The organism is Luteibacter sahnii (assembly GCF_034063545.1).
Taxonomy (GTDB): Bacteria; Pseudomonadota; Gammaproteobacteria; order Xanthomonadales; family Rhodanobacteraceae; genus Luteibacter; species Luteibacter sahnii.
Window position 1 is genome coordinate 216,391 of record NZ_JAQLOK010000002.1, and the last position, 20,929, is coordinate 237,319.

Sequence of the window (20,929 nt, forward strand, 5' to 3'; positions counted from 1 at the left end):
CCGCGATGCAGGTCGAGCTGCGGCACCTGCGCTATTTCATCGCCGTGGCCGACGAACTGCACTTCGGCCGCGCCGCCGAACGGCTCGGCATCTCGCAGCCGCCGCTGAGTCAGCAGATCCGTGACCTGGAAACCATGCTCGGCGTGCGCCTGCTACGCCGGACCAATCGCCGGGTGGAGCTGACCGACGCGGGTGCGGCGTACCTTGCCGCCGCGCGCGACATCCTCGGGCGCGTGCGGGATGCCGCGGACCTCGCGCAACGGGCGAGTCGCGGCGAAGTCGGCGAGCTGCGCGTCGCGTTCACCCGATCGGCGCCACTGATCGAGCGGTTTTCCCGCGCCATCCGCGCGTTTCGCGAGGCCTATCCAGCCGTCCACCTCGACCTGGTGGAACGCAACACCTTCCAGCAGATCGAAGCCCTGCTCGACGGTCGCCAGCAAGTCGGGCTGCTCCGGGGCACCGCCCTGCCCGCCTCGCTCGTGTCGCACCGGATCGTCGACGATCCGCTGCTGGCCGTGCTACCCGCAGGGCATCCACTCGCGACGCGTCGACGGCGCTCCCTGCGCATGACGGAGCTGGCCGACGAGCGTTTCGTCGTGTTCACCCGTGCGGCGGGCACGGGCATCCTCGACCAGTGGCTGACCATGTGCCGCAACGCGGGCTTCTCGCCGCGCATCGCTCAGGAGGCAGGCGAGGCCTCCACCCTGATCGGACTGGTGGCCGCGGGCCTGGGCGTGGCCGTGCTGCCGGCGTCGCTGCGACAGGTGCAGGTCGACGGCGTGGCCTACGTCGCCATCGATTCGCCCGATGCCGCCAGCGCGCTGCACCTGGCGCACCGCCGTGATGATGGCTCGGCCCTCGTCAAGGCCTTCACCACGGCGATGCGTGCGACGCACGTCGTTCCCTAGCGAACGGGCAACGGCGCGAGGTGGCGCAGCTTCGCCGCCACCGCGAGGCCGGCCACCAGCAGCCCTGCGACGTAGACCGCGACACCGGCCCAGCCGGCATGCGTCCACGCGAAGCCACCGAGCGAGCCGGCAATGGCCGAGCCCATGTAATACGCGAAGAGGTAGAACGACGACGCATGGGCCTTGGCCACGCCCGCGCGCTTGCCGACCCAGCTGCTTGCGATCGAATGACCGCCGAAGAAACCGAAGGTGACCAGGGCGATGCCAGCGACGATGGCCCACAGCGACGCGGACGCGGTCAACGCCACGCCGGCCAGCATGATGACGAAGGCCGTCCACAAGACACGGCGGCGGCCCAGGCGCCCCGCGAGCGCCCCCATCCACGCCGAACTGGCGACGCCCACGAGATAGACGAGGAAGATCGCTCCCACGTGCGATTGCGACAGCGAAAACGGCGGCGCCAACAGACGGTAGGACACGTAGTTGTAGATCGTCACGAACGCGCCCATCAACAGGAAACCCTCGGCGAACAACCAGGGCAATCCCGCATCGCGCCAGAGACCGCCGAAGGCCGACGCCAGCGCACGCGGATGGACACGGCGGCGCTCGAAGTGCATCGACGGCGGCAACCCCTTCGCCACCAGCGCCGCAGCGCACAGGCCCAGCACGCCGATGACGCCGACGGCGACGCGCCACGACGCGTGATCGGCGGCGAAGCCCGCGATCAACCGGCCGCCCATGCCGCCGATGGCGTTGCCGCCGATGTACAGGCCCATGGCGAAGCCAAGCGAGTCCGTGTGGATCTCTTCGCTGACGTAGGTCATCGCCACGGCGGGAAGGCCTGCGAGCGACACACCCAGCAGCGCACGCAACACCAGCAGCATGGTCCAGTCGGTGGACACGGCGGTCGCCAGCACCAGCAGCGACGACCCGAGCAACGAGGCGAGCATCACCGGCTTGCGACCCCAGGCGTCCGACAGCGCCCCGGCAAACAGCATCGCCACGGCAAGCACGCCCGTGGTCAGCGACAGCGATAGCGAACTTGCCGCGGCGTCCACGCCAAAGGCGTGGGAAAACGCGGGCATCAGCGGCTGCACGCAATAGAGCAGGCCGAACGTCGCAAAGCCCGACGAGAACAACGCCAGGTTGGTGCGGCGAAAGGCCGCCGTGCCGTGGCGCAGGCGACGGTCGGGCGTGGCAGGCGATGAACCGTCCACGGGAACCTCCAGGGAATCCGTCATGGGCACAGGCTAGACCCTGGATTGAGTCGAATCGATACCGCAAAACCTCCGGTTCGATAGCCCTGACGAATCGTCAGGGCCCCGTATCAGCGCTCGGCGGCCCCGCCGCCCGCGTCGCCGTCCCAGCGAATGGCCGACGCCATTTCTTCCGGCGTGAGTGCCAGCGGCCCCGCCCCGTCACCGACCTGGGCGGTCAGCACGCGGCCGTCGCGGCGCGACAGCGCGATCGCGCCGGAACCTTCGCGCACCTCCGCCTGGGCATCGTCGCTGCTGCGCACCGTGAGGATCGTCTTGCCATCGGCCACGAACCGCACACCGTGCGCGCCCTGCAGGGGCACCGCCTGCACCACGCCCGCCCAGCGCGGCGGGCCGATGAACGTGTAGCCGACCGCAGGATCGCGCCAGCTGAACTGGCGCAGGGGCTGCACCTCGGGGGCCGGCTCGCGGTGCATGCCCGGCGGCGTCTGCGGCGACGACGGAAGGCCGGCGAGCAAGGCGAGGATGAGGGTCTTCATGGCGCAACCTCCGTGATAGCGCGGCCAGCGTACCGCGCCAGGGCAAGAGAATACTCAGGCCCCGCGATCGGTGCTTACCGCCGGGTCAGGCACCGCTTCGCGGGCGCTCGCCCAGGCAAACCCGACGATGCCGGCCACGATGGCCACCGCGCCGCAGGCCGCCAGCGGGCCTGGCGCGGGTTCGCCCAGAAACGCCGCGCCCATCGCGGTGGCGAAGAGCAGCTCCGCCGCCTGCATGGCTTCCACCGCGGCCAGCGCGGTCGGTTGACGGCCGACGCGCTCGGTCGCGTGAAAGAACAGCACCGTGGCGACCACGCCCGACGACAGGGCGACACCGCCGGCCAGGAGCACGTCGCGCCACGACGGGGGGCCCACAGCAAGCCACGCCACCACCGCCAACACCCACCAGAACGGCCAGCTCGACAGCGTCATGCCGAACACGCGCTGCACCGCGCCCAGTCGCGTGCCGCTGCGCTCCAGATGCAGCAGGATCATCCGGTTGCCTAGCGGATAGGCGAACGCGGCGAAGACCACCGCGCCCACGGCAAGCCACGCGGACGCATCGAGCGCACCGTGCGCGTGCCCGAACTGCAGCAACATGACGCCGGTGACGATCAGGCCGCCGATCGCCAGCACCCCACCCTGCCAGCGTGCCCGCTCGTCGCTGTAGATGAAGGGCGCGAGCAAGGGTCCGGCCAGCACCGTGGTCTGGAAGCTACCCGCGACCAGCCAGGACGGCCCGCTGCTCGCGGCCCAGGTGAGCGGCACGCCGAAGAGCACGAAGCCGACGCCGCTCCAGGCAAGCCACGTGCGCGGATGCGTGCGCAGCTCATGCGGCAGGCGCCCCAGGCCGCCCTGGAAAGGCAGCACGACAGCCAGCAGCGGCAGGGTCAGGAGGTAACGCAGTATCACCGCCCATTGCCAGTGACCGCCGCCGCTAACGACCGCGCGGTTAAGCACGTAGGTCAGCGTGAAGAACAGCGCGGACAGCAGCGCGATGGCGACGGCTTTGAGGGCGTTCGATGACATCGGTCGACTATGCCAGAGCCTGCGAGCATCGAGCGCTCAGACCGCTTCCATGTGGGTCAGCAGCAAGCGCACGCTTTCACGTCCCTGCCAGTCGTTAACCGCCAACTCGTAGGCGGCGCGCAACCGCGACGGCGGGGGCGTGCCGTCGTAAACACCGAACATCACGGCATCCAGCGGCGCACCGCCCTGGGTATGGCGCAGTTGAAGGCGCAGGTGGCGAGAGCCCATCGGTTTCCACGAAGCGCACTCGAACACGTTCTCGAAGAGCGGCGGCGGAAAGCCCTGCCCCCACGGTCCCGCGTGGCGGAGCTGTCGAGCCAGGTCGAGGGTGTGGTCGCGGTAGTCCAGTTCGCCGTCGGTATGGATCGACGCCTGCAGGCGCTCGTCGTCGAGATGCGTGCGGGCCACGGCGTCGAACGCCGCGGCGAAGCGACCGAAATCGACCGTTTTCAGACTGAGGCCGGCGGCCATCGCGTGGCCTCCGAAGCGCAGCACCAAACCGGGATGGCGCGCGTCGATCTCGGCGAGCGCGTCGCGGATGTGGAAGCCGGGAATCGAACGCGCCGACCCGCGCAGCTCGTCGCTGTCGTCGCCGGCGGGCGCGAACGCGAGCACGGGCCGGTGCAGCTTTTCCTTGAGCTTGGAGGCCACCAGGCCCACCACCCCGGCGTGCCAGCCCGGATCGAACAACGCGACGCCGACGGCATCCACGTGCGACATGCCGGCCACCATGCGTTCGGCCTCGTCGACCATGCCGGCCTGGACCTCGCGACGCTCCTGGTTGATCGCCGAGAGCTGCTCCGCGTACCGGCGGGCGATGGCGACCTCGTCGGTCAACAGGCAGGCCACGCCGAGCGACATGTCCTCCAGGCGACCGGCGGCGTTGAGTCGCGGCCCCACGGCGAACGCAAGGTCGGTGGCGGCCACGCTCGCGACCGACCGGTTACTCACGTCGATCAAGGCGGCGATGCCGGGACAGGCGCGGCCGGCGCGCATGCGCCTCAGACCCGCTTCGACGAGTACCCGGTTGTTGAAATCCAGCGGCACGAGGTCGGCGACCGTGCCCAGGGCGACGAGATCCAACAGGACGCCGAGGTCGGGCACCTCCCCGGGAAAACGCCCGGCATCGCGCATCGCCGCGCGCAGGCCGAGCAGGAGGTAGAACATCACGCCGACGCCCGACAGCGCCTTGCTGGGGAAGCCGTCGCCGGAGAGGTTGGGGTTCACCATGGCATCGGCGTCGGGCAGGACGTCGCCAGGGAGGTGATGGTCGGTGACCAGTACACGGATGCCGCGCGCGTGCGCGGCCGCCACGCCAGCCACGCTCGCCACGCCATTGTCGACGGTGACGATGAGGTCGGGGGCCGGCTCGAGCGACGCAACCAGCGCTTCGCCGAGGCCGTAACCGTGCACGAAGCGGTTCGGCACCACGTGACCGACGTGTTTCGCGCCGAGCAGGCGCAGCCCGCGCACGGCCACCGCGGTGCCGGTGGCACCGTCGCAGTCGTAGTCGCCGGCGACGATGATGCGCCAGTCCTCGTCGATCGCCTGCCTCAGCAAGGCCACGGCGCGATCCATGCCACCCAGGAGCGTCGGTGCGAGCATCCGCGCCAGCTTGTGCTCCGCCCCGTCGGGCGTGCTGACGCCACGCGCGGCGTACAGCCGCTGCACCACGGCGTGCACATGCGCAGGCCAGCCGCGCGGCGCCTCGCCGACGGCGCGACGGCGCCACACCTTCGTCGTCACGGCGTGCGCCAGAAACGCAGGCGGTGACGCTTGCGCAGCACGACGCGATGACCGTCGGCGAACGACAGGCGAAGCTCGTGGCCGGCGTCCAGGCGCTCGCGTAGCAAAGGCCACCAGGACCGGTCGAAAAGCGACGGCTGCACGTCCTGGAGATCGAGCAGGGTGAAGGCCACGGGTTCGTCGCCGACACGGGCGCGTGCCGAAAAAACCGAGCGCGACTGCACGTCGACGTTGGCCTTCTGGCCCAACGCCCAGACCAGCAGGTCGTCGCTGTAGATGCGCCCTTGGCCGCATTCCACCCAAGCCGGCAAGGTGCCCGCGCCCCACAGCCACACGCTGTTCACGGGCGGCAGGCCGTCGCGCACGCGCGCGGCGTTCTCGGGCAGGTGGTGCAACACCACCTGGGCCTCGTTAAGCAAGGCGCGCCAGCGACGCCCCTCTTCGCCTTGCGGCAACTGCGTGAAGAAATCGGCGCCCAGCGCGTCTTCCGGCTCCGGAAACGCGGGCAACGGCAGATCGACGGGCACGCTCAACTGCCAGTGCTGCGGATCGCCCACATGCAGGTTCATGCCATGCTCGGCGAACGTCTCGCGCAGCGCCTGCACCATCGCGACGGCGTCGGTGGGGCTCACGGCGAGGTTGCCGCAGCCGAGCAGTCGCGCACCGTTGAGTTCGGCCTGCACCCAGGCCGGATCGGCACACAGCCAGCGCGCATCGCCGGCATCGCCGGCCACCGCCTGGCGGATGAGCGCGGCCGCCGGCAGCGGGCCGCCGGGCCAGCGGAACTGCTCCGCCAACGCGCTGAGATAGCCCGGCATACGTTCGGGCAAGGCCGTGCCCCGCGCCAGCCACGCCGCGAAATCCGCGACGAAGGCGAGTTTTTCGCGGCCCGGCAGCAGGACGTTCAACACGCGGGCCATCGTCAGGCCTCGATCTTCTCGAGGATATCCATCCACTCGCGTTCGAGGGTGTCCTTTTCGCCGCGAAGCTCGGCCTGGCGCTGGCCGAGCTTCATCAACTCCGCTGTCGGGCCGTCGTAGACCGCGGGATCCGCGAGTTTCGCCTCGATCGTCGTGAGTTCCTTGTCCATGCCTTCAATGAGGGACTCGATCTTCTTGACCCGCGCCCGCAGCGGCTTTTCTTTCTCGCGTTCTTCGGCACTGAGCTTGCGCTTTTCTTTCGCGGACGCCTGGATGGGCGCTTCCGCCGCCGCCGAGGCCACGGCGGCGGTCTTGCGCGTGGTGGCGCGGGAACGCAGCCACTTCGCGTAGTCGTCGAGGTCGCCATCGAAAGGCTCGACCGAGCCGTCGGCGACGCGCCAGAACTCATCGCAGACCATGCCGAGCAGATGTCGGTCATGCGACACCAGCACGAGGGCGCCATCGAAGGCGGCGAGCGCGTCGGCCAGCGCTTCGCGCATGTCGAGGTCGAGGTGGTTGGTGGGTTCGTCCAGCAGCAGCAGGTTGGGCTTGTCCCAGGCGATCAGGGCCAGCGCGAGACGGGCCCGCTCGCCGCCGGAGAACGCGTCGACGGGTTCGAAAGCCCGATCGCCCGGAAAATTCCAGGTACCGAGATAGTCGCGCAGGACCTGCGCGCCGGCGTTGGGCGCCTTCTGCTGGAGATGATCGAATGGGCTGGCACCCTCGATCAGGCTTTCGACCGTGTGCTGGGCGAAGTAGCCGATCTTCGTGTCCTTGTGCATGCCGCGCTCGCCGGCCAGCGGCGCCAGCTCGCCGACGAGCGCCTTGACCATCGTGGACTTGCCCGCGCCGTTGGGGCCGAGCAGGCCGATGCGGTCACCCGACTCCAGGCCAAAGGCGACGTCGCGCAACACCACGTGCTCGCCATAGCCGACGTCGATGTGATCGAGCTGGAGCATCGAGGTGGGGAGGCGATCGGGCACAGGGAACGCGAAACTGAAGGCGCGTTCGGCGCGAACGGCTTCGGTACCGGCCATTTTCTCCAGGCGCTTCATGCGCGACTGCGCCTGCTTGGCCTTGCTCGCCTTCGCCTTGAAGCGATCGATGAACGATTGCAGGTGCGCGCGCTCGGCCTGTTCGCGCTCGTGCGCGATCTGCTGCTGGCGAAGGTGTTCGGCGCGCTGGCGCTCGAACTGCGTGTAATTGCCGGTATAGAGCTTGGCGGTGCCGTCGTGCAGGTGGAGCGTGTGCGAGATGACGCCGTCGAGGAACTCGCGGTCGTGCGAGATGATGAGCAGGGTGCCCTGGTAACGGCGCAGCCACTCCTCGAGCCACAGCACGGCGTCGAGGTCGAGATGGTTGGTCGGTTCGTCAAGCAGCAGCAGGTCGGACGGCGCCATCAGCGCACGGGCGAGGTTCAGGCGCACGCGCCAACCACCGGAAAACGATGCGACGGGGCGTTCGTGGGTTTCCGGACTGAAGCCCAGGCCATGCATGAGCCGGCCGGCGCGCGAGCGCGCGTCGTAACCGTTCAGTTCTTCGATGCGGTGGTGCGCGGCGGCCACGGCCTCGTGGTCTTCCGCGGCATAGGCCTCCTGCTCGGCCTTGAGCGCGGCCGCCACCGCCACGTCGCCTCCAAGCACGTAGTCGATAGCGGGATCGGGCAACGCCGGGGTTTCCTGGGCTACCGACGCCAGGCGCACCTTCGAGGGCATGTCGAGATCGCCGACCTCCGGTTCGAGCTCGCCTTTGAGGGCGGCGAACAGCGTGGACTTGCCGCAGCCGTTGCGGCCGATGACGCCGAGGCTCCAGCCGGTCTGCAGGGTGAGGTCCATCTGCGACAGCAGCGTGCGGCTGCCCCGACGCAGGGCGAGGTTGCGAAACGAGATCATGGCGGGCGGTCAGGCGTGTAGGCGACTGCCCATGATAGCCGCCCGGCACGGGCGCCGTCGCCCGACACGCGACCCAGCCCACCGCGGCGACAGCGGCGGGACCGCGCCCGTGGCGTGCGTCGGGACGATCTGCTACAACGGCGTCCTGCGCCGCATGGGGAGCGCACGGGAGCCGATATGCACACCTTCAAGCCTGCTTTCATCGCGCTCGCCCTGGCGGCCGCCGCGTCGTCCGTCCATGCCGGCGACGCGCTGCTGGTCAATCGTGTGCACCAGGAGCAGGGCCTGAACCTGCCCACCAAGGGCATGAGCATGGCCGAGGTGGAGCGCCGGTTCGGCACGCCGACGTCGAAACTGGACGCCCGCGGCGGCGGCAGCCGTCACCAGCCGGTGATCAACCGCTGGATGTACCCGGGCTACATCGTCTACTTCGAGCGCAGCCGGGTGATCCATACCGTGCTGAACACCCCGGCCGGCAACAACACCGATCCGGCGAACCCCAGGTAACCGCGCCATTCGGGGCCGCCAGTAGCGGCGCCCCGTACCCTTCTGGCGTAGGTGGTGGGCGTTCGGTCATCGCCAGGGCTTACAATAGCGGGCTTTCCGCCAGCCCCTCCCCGACCATGACCGATCGCTCTTCGTACCGCCTGCCCGCCGAATGGGAGCCGCAGGCCGGCGTGCTCATCGCCTGGCCCCACGCGGACACCGACTGGGCCGACCGCCTGGCCGAGGTCGAGACCACCTACGTCGCCCTCGCCGCGGCCGTCACCCGTTTCGAACCGCTTCACGTGATCGTGGCCGACGCCGCGTTGCGCGAGCGGGCGCGCGGACTCGCCGAAGCGGCTGGCGCCGACATGTCGCGCCTGCACTTCATCGAACTGCCCTACGACGACACCTGGCTGCGCGACTCCGGTCCGATCACCCTCACCGGCCCGGACGGCGTGCTGCTCAACGATTACCGTTTCACCGGCTGGGGCGGCAAGTTCGGCGCCGCGCAGGACGACGCGATCATCGCCGGCCTTCTCCAGCACGGCGTGCTGTCGGGCCTGCCGCATCGGCGCATCGACTGGGCGCTGGAAGGCGGCGGCATCGAGAGCGACGGCAAGGGCACCGTGCTCACCACGTGGAAGTGCCTCAACCAGCGCCATCCGTCGCTCAGCCGCGAGGCCATGACGGACACGCTGGCGACCACCCTGCACGCCGATCGCGTGCTGTGGCTCGACCACGGCTACCTTGAAGGCGACGACACCGACGCCCATATCGACACGCTCGCACGTTTCAGCCCGGACGGCGGCATCGTCTACCAGGCCTGCGACGACGCGAGCGATCCGCATTTCGACGAACTCGGTCGCATGGCCGCCGAACTGGCCGCCCTGCGCACCACCGACGGCCGGCCCTATACCTTGCACCCCTTGCCTTGGGCGGAACCGATTCTCGACGAGGGCCGTCGTCTCGCGGCGTCCTATGCCAATTACCTGATCGTCAACGGCGCGGTGCTGGTGCCCGCCTATGGCGCCCGGGTGGATGCCGAGGCCGCCCGGATCATCGGACAGGCGCATCCCGGCCGCGAGGTGGTCCAGGTGCCCTGCCGTCCGCTGATCTGGCAGAACGGGAGCCTGCACTGCATCACCATGCAGTTGCCGGCCGACATCGCAAAGTAACCCCCAAGGCGCGGTCTTACGCGCGAGGCAGAACGACATGACCCGCAAGACCCTCACGGTCGCCCTCCTCCAGGAAACCGACCACGGCAGCCGCGACGCCAACCTCGACGCGATCGAGGCCGGGCTACGCAAGGCGGCCGGCGCCGGTGCCGAACTGGTGCTGCTGCAGGAGTTGCACAACGGCCCATATTTTTGCCAGCACGAGAACGTCGACGTGTTCGACCTGGCCGAGACGATTCCCGGCCCGGGTACCGACCGCATCGGCGCCCTCGCCGAAGAACTGCGGCTCGTCGTGGTCGCCTCGATCTTCGAAAAGCGCGCCACGGGCCTTTATCACAACACCGCCGTGGTCTTCGACCGCTCGCGCGAGATCGCCGGCAGGTACCGCAAGATGCATATCCCCGACGATCCGGCGTTCTATGAGAAGTTCTACTTCACGCCGGGCGACCTTGGCTTCGAGCCGATCCGCACCTCGGTAGGCAAGCTCGGCGTACTCGTGTGCTGGGACCAGTGGTATCCGGAAGCCGCGCGCCTGATGGCGCTCGCCGGCGCCGACCTGCTGTTCTACCCCACCGCGATCGGCTGGGACCCGAACGATGCCGACGAAGAAAAGGCCCGCCAACGCGAAGCATGGATCACCGTGCAGCGCGGCCACGCCGTGGCCAATGGCCTACCGCTGCTGTCGTGCAACCGCACCGGCTACGAGGCCGACCCCACGAACGTCGGCGCGGGGATCCAGTTCTGGGGCTCCAGTTTCGTCGCCGGTCCTCAGGGCGAGTTCCTCGCCCAGGCCGCCACCGACACGCCCGAACTGCTCGTATGCGAGGTCGACATGCAGCGCAGCGAACACGTACGGCGCATCTGGCCGTTCCTGCGCGATCGCCGCATCGACGCGTACGGCGACCTCACCCGCCGCTTCCGCGACTGACGACGCGGCGACGCCGATCCCAGGCTGACGCGCCATCCCCACGCCCCACCCACGCGCAGGAAACCGCATGCTCCCGGACGAGACTCCCCTCCACTCCACCGATGCCCTGGACGGCCAACCGGTGGTGCGTGTCGAACGCGACGGCGTCCATTACGTGATCCTCGGCACCGCGCACGTCTCGCGCGCCAGCGTGCAGGCAGTGGAAGCCCTGCTCGAGCAGGAGCCTTTCGACGCCGTGGCCGTGGAATTGTGCGCCAGTCGCGCCCACGGCATTCGCGATCCAGAGGCGTTCAAGCAGATGGATCTGTTCCAGGTGATCCGCCAGGGCAAGGCCGGCATGGTGGCCGCCAGCCTGGTGCTCGGCTCGTTCCAGAAACGGCTCGCCGCGCAGTACGGCATCGAGCCGGGCGCGGAGATGAAGGCCGCGATGGACGGCGCCGAGGCGCGGGGCATCCCGGTCTGGCTCGTCGACCGCGAAGTGGGTACCACCCTCAAGCGCGCATGGCGAAGCGTGGGCTTCTTCCAGCGATTCGGCCTGCTCGCGGGCATGCTCGGAAGCGTGTTCGAGCGCGAGGACATCGCCGAGGAAGACATCGAAAAGCTCAAGCAGTCCGACCTGCTGGAAAGCGCGTTCAGCGACTTCGCCAAAGGCTCCGCGCCGTTGTACCGCGCGCTCATTGCCGAGCGCGACGAGTTCATGGCGGCCCGCCTGCGCGAAGACGGACGGCGGATGGACCCCGACGCCCCGAGCCGCAAGGTACTGGTGGTTATCGGCGCCGGCCACCTCAAGGGCATGAGCGCCCAACTCGCCGAGCAGTCGGGCGATCCGCGTGCGCTCGCGGACGAACTCGCCGTGACGCCCCCGCCGTCGAGGTGGCCCAAGTACGCCGCGGTGGGCCTGGTGCTGGCGATCTTCGCCCTGATCGGCTACGCGTTCTATCGCAATCCCAGCCTCGGCAAGGACGCCCTGCTCAATTGGGTGTTGCTGACCGGGGGCCTGTCGGCGCTGGGCGCGATCATCGCCGGGGCGCATCCCTTGAGCATCGCCGCCGCCTTCATCGCGGGTCCGATCAAGCCGTTTCGCCCGGGCATACCCTCCGGCGCCATCAGCGCGATGGCCGAGGCCTGGGTGCGCAAGCCCCGCGTGGGCGACTTCGAGCGGCTGCGCGACGACATCACCCACTGGACCGGCTGGTGGCGAAATCGCGTGGCGCGGACGCTGCTCAACTTCTTCCTGGTCTGCATCGGTACCATCGCCGGGGAGTACATCGCCGGCATCCACATCCTCAAGAGCGTGCTCTGAGCCTGCCGGGGGTGAGTTGTCGGTCGTCGCGTGCCGCTTCTATACTCCAGCGGATACTCGACCCCGGCCCCGCCCGGCACCCAGGGAACCCTTGATGAAGCGTTCGTATCTGATTGGTCTGATCGTCGTAGCCCTGTGCGCCGCGTCCGCCGCGCACGCCGAAGGGGACAAAGCCAAGGGGCGCGAGCTGGTTTACACCTGCCACGGGTGCCACGGCATCCCCGGCTACGCGAACGCCTATCCCGATTACCACGTTCCGCACATCGCCGGGCAGAACGAGCAATACCTCGTCAACGCGCTGAAGTCCTACAAGAGCGGGGAGCGCAAGCATCCGACCATGGATGCCCAGGCACAGAGCCTGTCGGACCAGGACATCGCCGACATCGCCGCCTATCTCTCCAGTCTCGCCAAGTAAGCCGCCGAGGACGAACACGATGACCCGTGGGTTCACCCTGATTGCCGTCGCCGCCCTGCTGGCGCTCCTGACCACCACCGCATCGGCCGCCGGCGACCCCGCCCGCGGCAAGACCAAGGTGGCGACCTGCGTGGCCTGCCACGGCCAGGACGGCAATGCCGTCGATCCGCAATATCCCCGTCTCGCCGGCCAGTACGCCGACTACCTCGCGCAGTCGCTGCACGAATATAAGGACGGCCGCCGAGGCAACGCGATCATGAAGGGCTTCGCCGCCACGCTGTCCGACCAGGACATCGACGATATCTCCGCCTACTTCTCCAGCATGCCGAGCAAGCTCTCGGGTCTGGAAGGCCACGTGCAGGGCGATAACTAAGGCATCGCCCCAGGGCACACGGCGACGCGAGTCGGATCGTCAGCCGGCCTGGCGGGAGAAATAAGGCTGTTCGCCGGTCTCGTGGTCGGTCGCGTCGCGCACCTGGGTCACTTCCGGAATGCGCTCGCGCAGGGTCTTCTCCACGCCATGCTTCAGCGTGACGTCGACCATGCCGCAGCCGTGGCACCCACCGCCGAAGCGCAGCACGACCACGCCATCGGACGTGACCTCCACCAGCGAGATGCGTCCGCCATGCGAAGCGATCTGCGGCGAGATCTCCGTTTCCAGCACGTAGCGCACCCGCTCGACCAGACCCGCATCCTCCCCCGGCGCGTCGCCCTTGATGCGGGGCGCGCGGATGTTGAGCTGGCTGCCGGTGGGCGTCATCTCGTAATCGATGCTGGCCGGGTCGAGCCAGCGCATGCTCTCGCCGTCGACGTACAGGTTGAAGCCCTGGCACTCGATGGTCCATTCGTCGCCGGTAAGTTCGGACGGACTGCAGAATTCGAGCTCGCACTGCGCCGCGGGGGTACCTGCGGCTACCACGCGCAAGCGGACGCCGAGGCCGTCTTCACCCTGCTGGGCCAGCAGTCGCTGGAAATGCGCCTGGGCGCGCTCCGACATATCGATCATGGGGGCTCCGGGGATGGGGGCTGGCGGCGTCGCGCCGAAACAGCACCATTTTAGTACGCTTTCAACGTGCGCGCCGCCTTTTGACATTTCAACCGACCCCGCGCCACGCTTCGCGCTTTCCTCCCAAGGATGCGTCCGCCATGCCGTTCTCCCCCCTCGCCTCCCAGCACTGCCAGCCCCGCAAGGGCGCCGACCATGCGCTCGACCGTCCGGCGATCGACGGCCACCTCGCCACCCTGCCGGGATGGACGCTGACCGAAGACGGAAAGGGCATCGTGAAGGACTTCAACTTCAAGGACTTCCACCACACCCTCGGCTTCATCAACGCGGTGGGCTTCATGGCGAACCGCCAGGACCACCACCCGGACCTTGAAGCCGGCTACGGCCACTGCCAGTTGCTGTGGTCCACCCACGACGTGGGCGGGCTGTCGCTCAACGACTTCATCTGCGCCGCCCGCGTCGAGGCACTGCTTGATCGCTGACGTGCGCCTGCGCCCGTCGCTCCCTATCGCCGCCGCCGTCGCCCTGGCGGCGCTCGCGTGGATCGCCCTCCCCGGGTTGGCGTCGCGCGTGGTCGCCAGCCGCCTGGCGGCAGAGGGCGCCGCCGACCGCGCCGCGTACGCCCGGGGTGCGTCACCCTGGGCATGGCACCTCGCGCGGGCCGATGACGTGGTCGCGAGCCGCGTGTTCGGTGACGGATCGCTGCGCGCCGGCCCGGAAGGCCTGATGATCGTCGCGCACGGCGACAGGCCGTTGCAGGTCGGTCTGCCGATCGCCCGCGAGGTCGACCTGACCGGCCTCGACTGCCTTCAGCTAGACATGAGCGGCCCCGCGACCGCGCGGTACGCGCTGCTCGTGCGCCAGGCGCTGGCGGGCCCGCTGCTTCGTGCGCCGTTCGCGCCCGGTTCGCCGGTCAGGCTGACGGCGCTGCCTTGGGTCGACGAGACGGGCCGACCCCACGCCGCCCCAACCCGGGCGGCCATGATCCGTCTCGAACTGGACTTGCATCCGGGGGACGCCGTTCGGCTCAGCGGCGCCTCGCTCGTCCCAAGCCACGCGCTGGCGGAGACGTCCGGCCTGCGGATTCCCGGTAGCCTGTCGGCCGAAGCCCTGCTGCGCTGGCGCGACCGGCAGCACGCGATTCGTCCCCTGGCGACCTTTGGCGACACGCCGCCCTCTGCAACCTTCCCCGACCTGGGGTGGCCGGTGGCCGCCGGGTATGGCGTATTGCTTCTGGCGGGCGCCTCGCGATTTCGCCGCGCCGCGACCGCGCGCGCCCGTGATGCCGCGCTGGTCGTGTTCGGTCCCCTATGGCTCATCGCCGGGATGCGGCTCTCGCCCCATCCCTCTGCCGTGGACGTCGCGGTCTTCGGCGCGGGCGTGGCCTACGCGGCCTTCCTCGCATGGCGCCGCGTGGTGCCAGCGTGGCGATGGTGGGGCGACTGGCGCATGGCGGGCTGGCCGCTGCTGGCGATCCCGGTCGCCGTGGGGCTTGTCGCCGTGGCGGGACATACGCCGGTGTGGCCATCGCCGGGGCGGATGGGCCTATACCTGGCCTGGGCCCTGTTCCAGCAGTGGCTGCTGCTGGTAGTGGCCGGCGGCATCCTGGCCCAGACGCTGCCGCGCCCGCTGGCCGTGTTACTCACCGCGCTCGTGTTCGCCCTGCTGCACCTGCCCAACGGGCTGCTGATGCAGCTGTGCTTCGTCGCGGAACTGGGCTGGGCCTGGTGGTTCGTGCAACGACGCACCCTCTTGCCGGTCGCGCTGGCCCATTCGGCCGCTGCCCTCGTGCTCCAGGCCGGCCTGGCCGGGGGAATCCTGCGTTCCCTCGAGGTCAGCGCCCGCTACCTGCAGTGACTCACCCGCGCAGGTTATTCAGGAACGTCTTCAAATCGTCCGGCAACGGGGCCGAAAAGTCATAGTTCCTGCCGTCCAGGTCGAAGCTCATGCGCGAGGCATGCAGGAACATCCGCCTCAGCCCTCGCGTGCGCCAGCGCTTGTTGTCGTCTTCGTCGCCGTACTTGGGGTCGCCCGCCAGCGGATGACCGACATACTGGGCGTGCACGCGGATCTGGTGGGTGCGCCCCGTACCCAGCGTGGCCTGCATGAGGCGGCACCCCGGGTACTGCTCGACTTCCTGGAAGAAGGTGAGCGAGGGCTTGCCCGCGTCGTCCACCCGCACCAGGCGTTCGCCCCCGTGAAGCACCGACTTGAGCAACGGGGCGTTCACGTCGAACTTCGCCCGGCGCGGCGTGCCCGTCATCAGGCAGAGGTATTGCTTGGTCACCGCGTTGTCACGGATCAGCGCCTGTAACCCGGTCAGGCCCGACCGTGACCGGGCCAGCACCAGCACGCCGCTCGTATCGCGGTCGAGGCGATGGACCAGTTCGAGGTGTTCCTGGGGCCGCGCGGCACGCAGCAGCTCGATGGCCCCGTGGCTGACGCCGCTGCCGCCGTGGGCGGCGATGCCGACCGGCTTGTCGATGACGAGGAAATGCTTGTCTTCGAAAATGATCGCGTCCGCAACCGCCTTGACCATGCCAGAAGGCGCCACGCCCTCTTCGCGTTCGGCCACGCGCACCGGCGGAATCCGCAACATGTCGCCGACCGCCAGGCGGGTTTCAGGCTTGGCGCGCTTACCGTTGATGCGCACCTGCCCGGTGCGCAGGATGCGGTAGACCAGGCTGCGGGGCACGCCTTTGAGCAGGGTCATCAGGGCATTGTCGACGCGCTGTCCATCGCGTTCGGGGCCGATCTCGACCACCCGCACACCTTGGCCCCCGTCGAGGGAAGTTACCGTCTGCATTGATAAAACTCGAAATTGATAGGATACTCGGGGGGCGCCAGGCTCCGCTGAAGACTCATCTCTCGCGGGGTGCCGGTTCCGTTACGCAAGGTGAATGTCGCGTCAGGCCGTCCGAGGGGGCGGCGGGCGAAGGCACCCTACATCGTAACGGTTCGGGTTGCGGTTGTCCGGTCAGTCCGAAGGGATGCGGTCCGGTTGCAAGGCGCATATTCACGAATCACGCCGGGTCCAGGTATCGGTCCCGGATCTTATGCCGCTTGTGAGGCCTCATCGCAGCGGCGCGATCCCCGGCAGGCCGCCTCATGGGCGCCACCGCGGCGCGCGGCCGCGCGGCAAGGCCGAGGAAAACTACAATGAAGCGAATGTTGATCAACGCGACTCAGCGCGAAGAGTTGCGTGTGGCCATCGTCGACGGACAGAATCTCTACGACCTCGACATCGAAATCCCCTCGCGGGAACAGAAAAAAGCCAACATCTACAAGGGCCGCATCACCCGCGTCGAGCCCTCCCTCGAAGCCTGTTTCGTCGACTACGGCGCCGAGCGCCACGGCTTCCTTCCGCTGAAGGAAATCTCCCGCGACTACTTCAACCCGAACGCGGAAGGCAAATCCAACATCCGCGAGCTCCTGAAGGAAGGCCAGGAGATCATCGTCCAGGTCGAGAAGGAAGAACGCGGCAACAAGGGCGCCGCCCTGACCACGTTCATCAGCCTGGCCGGCCGCTACATGGTGCTCATGCCCAACAACCCCCGTGCCGGCGGCGTCTCGCGCCGTATCGAGGGTGAAGACCGGCAGGCCCTCAAGGAGGCCATGGAGCATCTTTCGGTTCCCGACGAGATGGGCCTCATCGTGCGCACCGCCGGCATGGGCCGCGACGCCGAAGAGCTCCAGTGGGACCTCGACTACCTGCTCCAGCTGTGGAAATCGATCTCGGCCGCCGCCACCTCGCAAAAGGCGCCGTTCCTGATTTACCAGGAGTCCAAGCTCTTCATCCGCGCCCTGCGCGACTACCTGCGCAACGACATCGGCGAGATCCTTATCGACGAGGAGTCCCTCTACAAGGACGCCCGCGATTTCGTCCAGCAGGTGATGCCCAACAACCTGCGCAAGCTCAAGCTCTACCAGGATCCCACGCCGCTGTTCTCGCGCTACCAGATCGAGACCCAGATCGAGAGCATCTTCGAGCGCAACGTGCGCCTGCCCTCCGGCGGCTCGATCGTCATCGACCAGACCGAAGCGCTGACGGCCATCGACATCAACTCGTCGAAGGCCACCAAGGGCAGCGACATCGAAGAAACCGCGTTCAACACCAACCTCGAGGCGGCGACGGAGATCGCCCGCCAGCTGCGCATCCGCGATGCCGGCGGCCTGATCGTCATCGACTTCATCGACATGGACAGCCCGCGCCACCAGCGCGAGGTTGAGGAGCGCCTCAAGGACGCCCTCAAGGCCGACCGTGCCCGCGTGCAGATCGGCCGCATCTCGCGCTTCGGCCTGCTCGAGATGTCGCGCCAGCGCCTGCGCCCGAGCCTGGGCGAAGCCACCCAGATCGTTTGCCCCCGCTGCGAGGGCCACGGCCACATCCGCAGTGTCGAATCGCTGGCGCTGTCCACCCTGCGCCTCATCGAAGAACACGCGATGAAGGAGAACACCGGGCAGGTCCTGGTGCAGGCGCCGCCGTCGGTCGCCAACTTCCTCCTCAATGAAAAGCGCGCCAGCATCGTCGAGATCGAACTCCGCCACAGCGTGCACGTGGTGGTGGTGGCCGACGACAAGCTGGAGACACCGCACCTGGAGATCACCCGCATCCGCGAAGCGGACATGGGCGAACACAGCAAGCCGAGCTACGAGCGCACCACGCCCGTCGTGGCGACGGCGCTGCCCAAGATGGGCCAGATGCTGGGCAGCGGCGAGCAGCCGCTCGTCACTGGCGTGGTTCCATCCTCCCCTGCCCCGATCCGCGACGAGCAGCCCGAGCCGGTCGCCGCGGCCGCGCCCTCGCGACCGGTCGCGCCCGCCGCGCCAAGCGGCGGTTTCTTCTCCCGCCTGTTCGGCAGCCTGTTCGGCGGTAGCGCCCAGCCCGCCCCGGCCGCGCCGGCCCCGGCACCCGCCAAGCGTGAAGATAGCCGCCAGGGCGGCCGCAACGACCGCAACGGCCGCCGCGACGAGCGTCGCGATGGCCGCAAGGGCGGCGAATCGCGTCAGGGTCAGGCACAGGGCCAGCGCAAGGACGGCTCCCAGAACAAATCGCCGCAGCAGCCGCAGCAGGCCAAGATCGGCAAGCCGCAGCGCACGGCCGAGGACAAGCCCCAGCGTCAGCCGAAGGGCCCTCGCGCCGAGCAGGACAAGCAGGACCGGCCGCCGCAGGGTGAAGGCCAGGGCCGCCGCCAGCCGCCGCGCGGTGAGCGTGCCCCCCAGGCCGAAAAGCCCGAGAAGACCGAGAAGCTCGACAAGGCCGTGAACATCGCGGCGACGACCGCCGCCGCGGCGACATCGGCGGCCGTGGTAACGGCCGCGGCCACCCCGGCGCCTCGCCCTTCCATCGAGAAGCCGACCGTATCGGCGAACGTCACCGACGAGACGCTGAACCAGGCCGACGCCGGTGCCGCCGATGCCAACGGCGATACCGTCGAAGGCAACACGGCTGCGCCTGGCGACACCACGCGTGAAGCGGGCGAAGGCGGTCAGCGCCGTCGCCGCGGTCGCCGCGGCGGTCGTCGCCGTCGTCGCCAGGACGACGGTACGCCGGCCGGCGCCGCCGACGGGACCCTCTCCGCCGACGATCTCGAAGACGACGACGGTGACGATGTCGCGCGCGACAGCCACAGCGTCCCGCCGATGCTCGACACAGCCCAGGCCGCGCAGAACGCGTTCCCGGTCGACGCCCCGCGCGAAACGGCGACCCGTCCGGGTCTGGCCGACGACGATGGTGAGAAGGTGCCTTCGGCGCTCACCCTGCCGTCGCTGCCCAAGCTGCCGCCGATCCCCGGTGGCATGACGGCCGCCGAACCGGTCGCCGCGGCCGAGCCGGTCGCCGCGGCCGAGCCGGTCGCCACGCCGGCCGACGCCGCCGATGTCCGCGCCACCGAGCGTCGCCAGACGGCATCCGATGCGCCGCTGACGCACGAGCCGACCTCCGCCGATGCGGTGCAGCCTCCGATCGACATGCCCGTCATCGGCGCGGCGCCAACGGTGGCGTCCGACGATGGCATGCCGTCGTCGGATCTCGACGCGCCGGCCCGAGGCCTGCTCGACGATGCGCCTGCGGCATCGACGCCGGCAGAACGCGCGGCGGACGCACCCACGCCCGTGACCACACCTACCACGCCGGCTCCCGCTCCCGCCCCGGCTACGGTCCCGGCCCCCACCCCGGCGGTCCAGGCGGATGTCGTGACCCACTCCGAGCCGTCGATCGTCGACGCCGTGCCGGACACCACCGACGTGGCGACGCCCGAACGGCCCAAAACCGTAAAAGCCACGACGACGCCGGCCACGCCGGAGGTGCGTCCGGGCGACGTTATTCCCGGTGTAGCCGCGGACGAAGAAGACGACAAGGCAGGCCGCAAGCCTGCGTCGGATGTCACGACTGCCGACAGGCCGATGTCGCCGCAGCCCCCAGCGTCTCGTGGGGCGCCGGCACCGACGACGCCAGCCGACGAGCATCGCTCGACACCGCCGGCCCAGGGCGATCTGCTCACGCGACCGCGTCACGAACCGCCGACCGGTGACGAGCCTAAGCACGAGGGCTGAAAGCCTCGTGCTCCACGCCCCGGGCCACCAAGTGCAGGGGCCGTGCGCCTGGAGCCACCCTAAAAAAACGCCGGGCATGCCCGGCGTTTTTTTTATGAATCGGTGGCGTCGGTTTTTTTCCCGACCTGGTGATTGTGCGTGTCGAGCATCCCATGAACCGTCATCAGGTGGGCGAGCCCTACCACATGGTCGACGTGGAGCTTTTCCATCAGCCGCTGCTTATACGTCGACACCGTCTTGGGGCTGAGGTTGAGCCGCTCGCCGATGGACGTTAGCGGCATGCCTCGCACCAGCATCATCGCGACCTCCATCTCTCGGGTGGAGAGCGCGTCGAAGGGCGAATCGGAACCGTCGAGCGTCGCGAGCGCCAACTGCTGTGCTACCGTCGGCGCCAGATAACGACGCCCCGACGCGACCTGGCGCACGGCGCTCAGCAGTTCGTCGGCGGCACAGCCCTTGGTGAGATAGCCCAGCGCGCCCGCGTCGAGCAGCCGTTTGGGAAAACGGGCATCGTCGACGACGGTAAGGATGACGATATTCGTGCGCAACTTGGCGCGAATGACTCGCTCGGTCAACTCGACGCCACTCATGCCCGGCATGTGCACGTCGACCAGCGCGATGTCGGGGGACTGCGACCGGATGAGACGCAGCCCCTCTTCCGCGGACCCCGCCTCTCCTCGGATCCGGATATCCGCCTGCTGCTGGAGGATCATCCGGAAACCCGTGCGAACCAATTCATGGTCGTCGACCAGTACTACGTTAATCATGTGGTGCCCTCCCTGGGCCGACTGTACTTCTGAGCGCGTTCCA

General features: G+C 68.9%; 19 protein-coding genes. 10 read left to right on the plus strand and 9 right to left on the minus strand.

What is annotated here, in order from left to right:
* Nucleotides 1-5 precede the first annotated feature (5 nt).
* Nucleotides 6-908 carry a LysR family transcriptional regulator gene (locus PI246_RS06315; protein WP_320550450.1) on the plus strand — a complete coding sequence of 301 codons (903 nt, stop codon included), beginning with the start codon at nucleotides 6-8 and terminating at the stop codon, nucleotides 906-908.
* Here PI246_RS06315 and PI246_RS06320 read toward each other — a convergent pair.
* From PI246_RS06320 to PI246_RS06345, 6 genes are all read right to left on the minus strand, one after another.
* Nucleotides 905-2,149 (minus strand): MFS transporter, encoded by a 1,245-nt coding sequence (locus PI246_RS06320; RefSeq protein ID WP_320550451.1) that lies wholly within the window; start codon nucleotides 2,147-2,149, stop codon nucleotides 905-907. The two genes, PI246_RS06315 and PI246_RS06320, sit on opposite strands and share 4 nt — an antisense overlap.
* Before the next feature lie 86 nt (nucleotides 2,150-2,235).
* Nucleotides 2,236-2,664, minus strand: a complete 429-nt coding sequence (locus tag PI246_RS06325; protein WP_320550452.1) for a hypothetical protein — start codon at nucleotides 2,662-2,664, stop codon at nucleotides 2,236-2,238.
* Nucleotides 2,665-2,718: 54 nt separating this feature from the next.
* Nucleotides 2,719-3,693, minus strand: a complete 975-nt coding sequence (locus PI246_RS06330) for a multidrug resistance efflux transporter family protein (RefSeq protein ID WP_320550453.1) — start codon at nucleotides 3,691-3,693, stop codon at nucleotides 2,719-2,721.
* 36 nt (nucleotides 3,694-3,729) lie between these two features.
* Nucleotides 3,730-5,439 (minus strand): single-stranded-DNA-specific exonuclease RecJ, encoded by a 1,710-nt coding sequence (gene recJ / locus PI246_RS06335; protein WP_320550454.1) that lies wholly within the window; start codon nucleotides 5,437-5,439, stop codon nucleotides 3,730-3,732.
* Entirely contained in the window at nucleotides 5,436-6,359 is a 924-nt protein-coding gene (locus tag PI246_RS06340) for a phosphoglycerate mutase (protein WP_320550455.1), read from the minus strand. The genes recJ and PI246_RS06340 overlap by 4 nt, the downstream gene beginning before the upstream one ends.
* Before the next feature lie 2 nt (nucleotides 6,360-6,361).
* On the minus strand, nucleotides 6,362-8,251 hold the full coding sequence (locus PI246_RS06345; RefSeq protein WP_320550456.1) for an ABC-F family ATP-binding cassette domain-containing protein: 1,890 nt from the start codon (nucleotides 8,249-8,251) through the stop codon (nucleotides 6,362-6,364).
* A 177-nt stretch (nucleotides 8,252-8,428) separates the two neighbouring features.
* Between PI246_RS06345 and PI246_RS06350 the strand changes: the two genes are divergently transcribed.
* The 6 genes from PI246_RS06350 to PI246_RS06375 all read left to right on the plus strand — a co-directional run bounded on the left by PI246_RS06350 (nucleotide 8,429) and on the right by PI246_RS06375 (nucleotide 12,931).
* On the plus strand, nucleotides 8,429-8,758 hold the full coding sequence (locus PI246_RS06350; RefSeq protein ID WP_320550457.1) for a hypothetical protein: 330 nt from the start codon (nucleotides 8,429-8,431) through the stop codon (nucleotides 8,756-8,758).
* A 116-nt stretch (nucleotides 8,759-8,874) separates the two neighbouring features.
* A complete protein-coding gene (locus PI246_RS06355) occupies nucleotides 8,875-9,912 on the plus strand; it encodes an agmatine deiminase family protein (protein WP_320550458.1) in 1,038 nt (345 codons plus the stop codon).
* Nucleotides 9,913-9,949: 37 nt separating this feature from the next.
* Nucleotides 9,950-10,840 (plus strand): carbon-nitrogen hydrolase, encoded by an 891-nt coding sequence (locus tag PI246_RS06360; protein WP_320550459.1) that lies wholly within the window; start codon nucleotides 9,950-9,952, stop codon nucleotides 10,838-10,840.
* A 67-nt stretch (nucleotides 10,841-10,907) separates the two neighbouring features.
* Nucleotides 10,908-12,143: a TraB/GumN family protein gene (locus PI246_RS06365; protein ID WP_320550460.1), complete on the plus strand. Its 1,236-nt coding sequence runs from the start codon at nucleotides 10,908-10,910 to the stop codon at nucleotides 12,141-12,143.
* A 94-nt stretch (nucleotides 12,144-12,237) separates the two neighbouring features.
* The gene (locus tag PI246_RS06370) at nucleotides 12,238-12,558 is read left to right on the plus strand and encodes a c-type cytochrome (RefSeq protein ID WP_320550461.1); all 321 of its coding nucleotides are present in this window, start codon (nucleotides 12,238-12,240) and stop codon (nucleotides 12,556-12,558) included.
* Nucleotides 12,559-12,577: 19 nt separating this feature from the next.
* A complete protein-coding gene (locus PI246_RS06375) occupies nucleotides 12,578-12,931 on the plus strand; it encodes a c-type cytochrome (protein ID WP_320550462.1) in 354 nt (117 codons plus the stop codon).
* A gap of 39 nt (nucleotides 12,932-12,970) precedes the next feature.
* Here PI246_RS06375 and PI246_RS06380 read toward each other — a convergent pair whose 3' ends face one another.
* A complete protein-coding gene (locus PI246_RS06380) occupies nucleotides 12,971-13,564 on the minus strand; it encodes an NfuA family Fe-S biogenesis protein (RefSeq protein WP_320550463.1) in 594 nt (197 codons plus the stop codon).
* A 140-nt stretch (nucleotides 13,565-13,704) separates the two neighbouring features.
* On the opposite strand from PI246_RS06380, the gene PI246_RS06385 reads away from it, so the two are divergent.
* Together PI246_RS06385 and PI246_RS06390 are read left to right on the plus strand one after the other, a co-directional pair.
* Nucleotides 13,705-14,046, plus strand: a complete 342-nt coding sequence (locus PI246_RS06385) for a 4a-hydroxytetrahydrobiopterin dehydratase (protein ID WP_320550464.1) — start codon at nucleotides 13,705-13,707, stop codon at nucleotides 14,044-14,046.
* On the plus strand, nucleotides 14,036-15,421 hold the full coding sequence (locus tag PI246_RS06390; protein WP_320550465.1) for a CPBP family intramembrane glutamic endopeptidase: 1,386 nt from the start codon (nucleotides 14,036-14,038) through the stop codon (nucleotides 15,419-15,421). The genes PI246_RS06385 and PI246_RS06390 overlap by 11 nt, the downstream gene beginning before the upstream one ends.
* 1 nt (nucleotide 15,422) lies before the next feature.
* Here the strand turns inward: PI246_RS06390 and PI246_RS06395 are convergent, their stop codons facing one another.
* Nucleotides 15,423-16,370 (minus strand): RluA family pseudouridine synthase, encoded by a 948-nt coding sequence (locus PI246_RS06395; RefSeq protein WP_320550466.1) that lies wholly within the window; start codon nucleotides 16,368-16,370, stop codon nucleotides 15,423-15,425.
* A 353-nt stretch (nucleotides 16,371-16,723) separates the two neighbouring features.
* On the opposite strand from PI246_RS06395, the gene rne reads away from it, so the two are divergent.
* Nucleotides 16,724-20,119, plus strand: coding sequence for a ribonuclease E (gene rne / locus PI246_RS06400; protein WP_320550467.1), 3,396 nt, complete (start codon nucleotides 16,724-16,726; stop codon nucleotides 20,117-20,119).
* Between the two features lie 92 nt (nucleotides 20,120-20,211).
* On the opposite strand, the gene PI246_RS06405 is transcribed toward rne, so the two are convergent.
* Nucleotides 20,212-20,886 carry a response regulator gene (locus PI246_RS06405; protein ID WP_320550468.1) on the minus strand — a complete coding sequence of 225 codons (675 nt, stop codon included), beginning with the start codon at nucleotides 20,884-20,886 and terminating at the stop codon, nucleotides 20,212-20,214.
* Nucleotides 20,887-20,929 lie beyond the last annotated feature (43 nt).

What these genes read in the sequence shown, in the direction of transcription:
- PI246_RS06395 (WP_320550466.1), bottom strand. Translation starts at nt 16,370, where the DNA reads ATGCAGACGGTAACTTCCCTCGACGGGGGCCAAGGTGTGCGGGTGGTC.
- PI246_RS06370 (WP_320550461.1), top strand. Translation starts at nt 12,238, where the DNA reads ATGAAGCGTTCGTATCTGATTGGTCTGATCGTCGTAGCCCTGTGCGCC.
- PI246_RS06320 (WP_320550451.1), bottom strand. Translation starts at nt 2,149, where the DNA reads ATGACGGATTCCCTGGAGGTTCCCGTGGACGGTTCATCGCCTGCCACG.
- PI246_RS06325 (WP_320550452.1), bottom strand. Translation starts at nt 2,664, where the DNA reads ATGAAGACCCTCATCCTCGCCTTGCTCGCCGGCCTTCCGTCGTCGCCG.
- PI246_RS06315 (WP_320550450.1), top strand. Translation starts at nt 6, where the DNA reads ATGCAGGTCGAGCTGCGGCACCTGCGCTATTTCATCGCCGTGGCCGAC.
- PI246_RS06345 (WP_320550456.1), bottom strand. Translation starts at nt 8,251, where the DNA reads ATGATCTCGTTTCGCAACCTCGCCCTGCGTCGGGGCAGCCGCACGCTG.
- PI246_RS06380 (WP_320550463.1), bottom strand. Translation starts at nt 13,564, where the DNA reads ATGATCGATATGTCGGAGCGCGCCCAGGCGCATTTCCAGCGACTGCTG.
- PI246_RS06375 (WP_320550462.1), top strand. Translation starts at nt 12,578, where the DNA reads ATGACCCGTGGGTTCACCCTGATTGCCGTCGCCGCCCTGCTGGCGCTC.
- PI246_RS06405 (WP_320550468.1), bottom strand. Translation starts at nt 20,886, where the DNA reads ATGATTAACGTAGTACTGGTCGACGACCATGAATTGGTTCGCACGGGT.
- PI246_RS06350 (WP_320550457.1), top strand. Translation starts at nt 8,429, where the DNA reads ATGCACACCTTCAAGCCTGCTTTCATCGCGCTCGCCCTGGCGGCCGCC.
- PI246_RS06330 (WP_320550453.1), bottom strand. Translation starts at nt 3,693, where the DNA reads ATGTCATCGAACGCCCTCAAAGCCGTCGCCATCGCGCTGCTGTCCGCG.
- PI246_RS06355 (WP_320550458.1), top strand. Translation starts at nt 8,875, where the DNA reads ATGACCGATCGCTCTTCGTACCGCCTGCCCGCCGAATGGGAGCCGCAG.
- rne (WP_320550467.1), top strand. Translation starts at nt 16,724, where the DNA reads ATGAAGCGAATGTTGATCAACGCGACTCAGCGCGAAGAGTTGCGTGTG.
- PI246_RS06365 (WP_320550460.1), top strand. Translation starts at nt 10,908, where the DNA reads ATGCTCCCGGACGAGACTCCCCTCCACTCCACCGATGCCCTGGACGGC.
- PI246_RS06340 (WP_320550455.1), bottom strand. Translation starts at nt 6,359, where the DNA reads ATGGCCCGCGTGTTGAACGTCCTGCTGCCGGGCCGCGAAAAACTCGCC.
- PI246_RS06360 (WP_320550459.1), top strand. Translation starts at nt 9,950, where the DNA reads ATGACCCGCAAGACCCTCACGGTCGCCCTCCTCCAGGAAACCGACCAC.
- PI246_RS06385 (WP_320550464.1), top strand. Translation starts at nt 13,705, where the DNA reads ATGCCGTTCTCCCCCCTCGCCTCCCAGCACTGCCAGCCCCGCAAGGGC.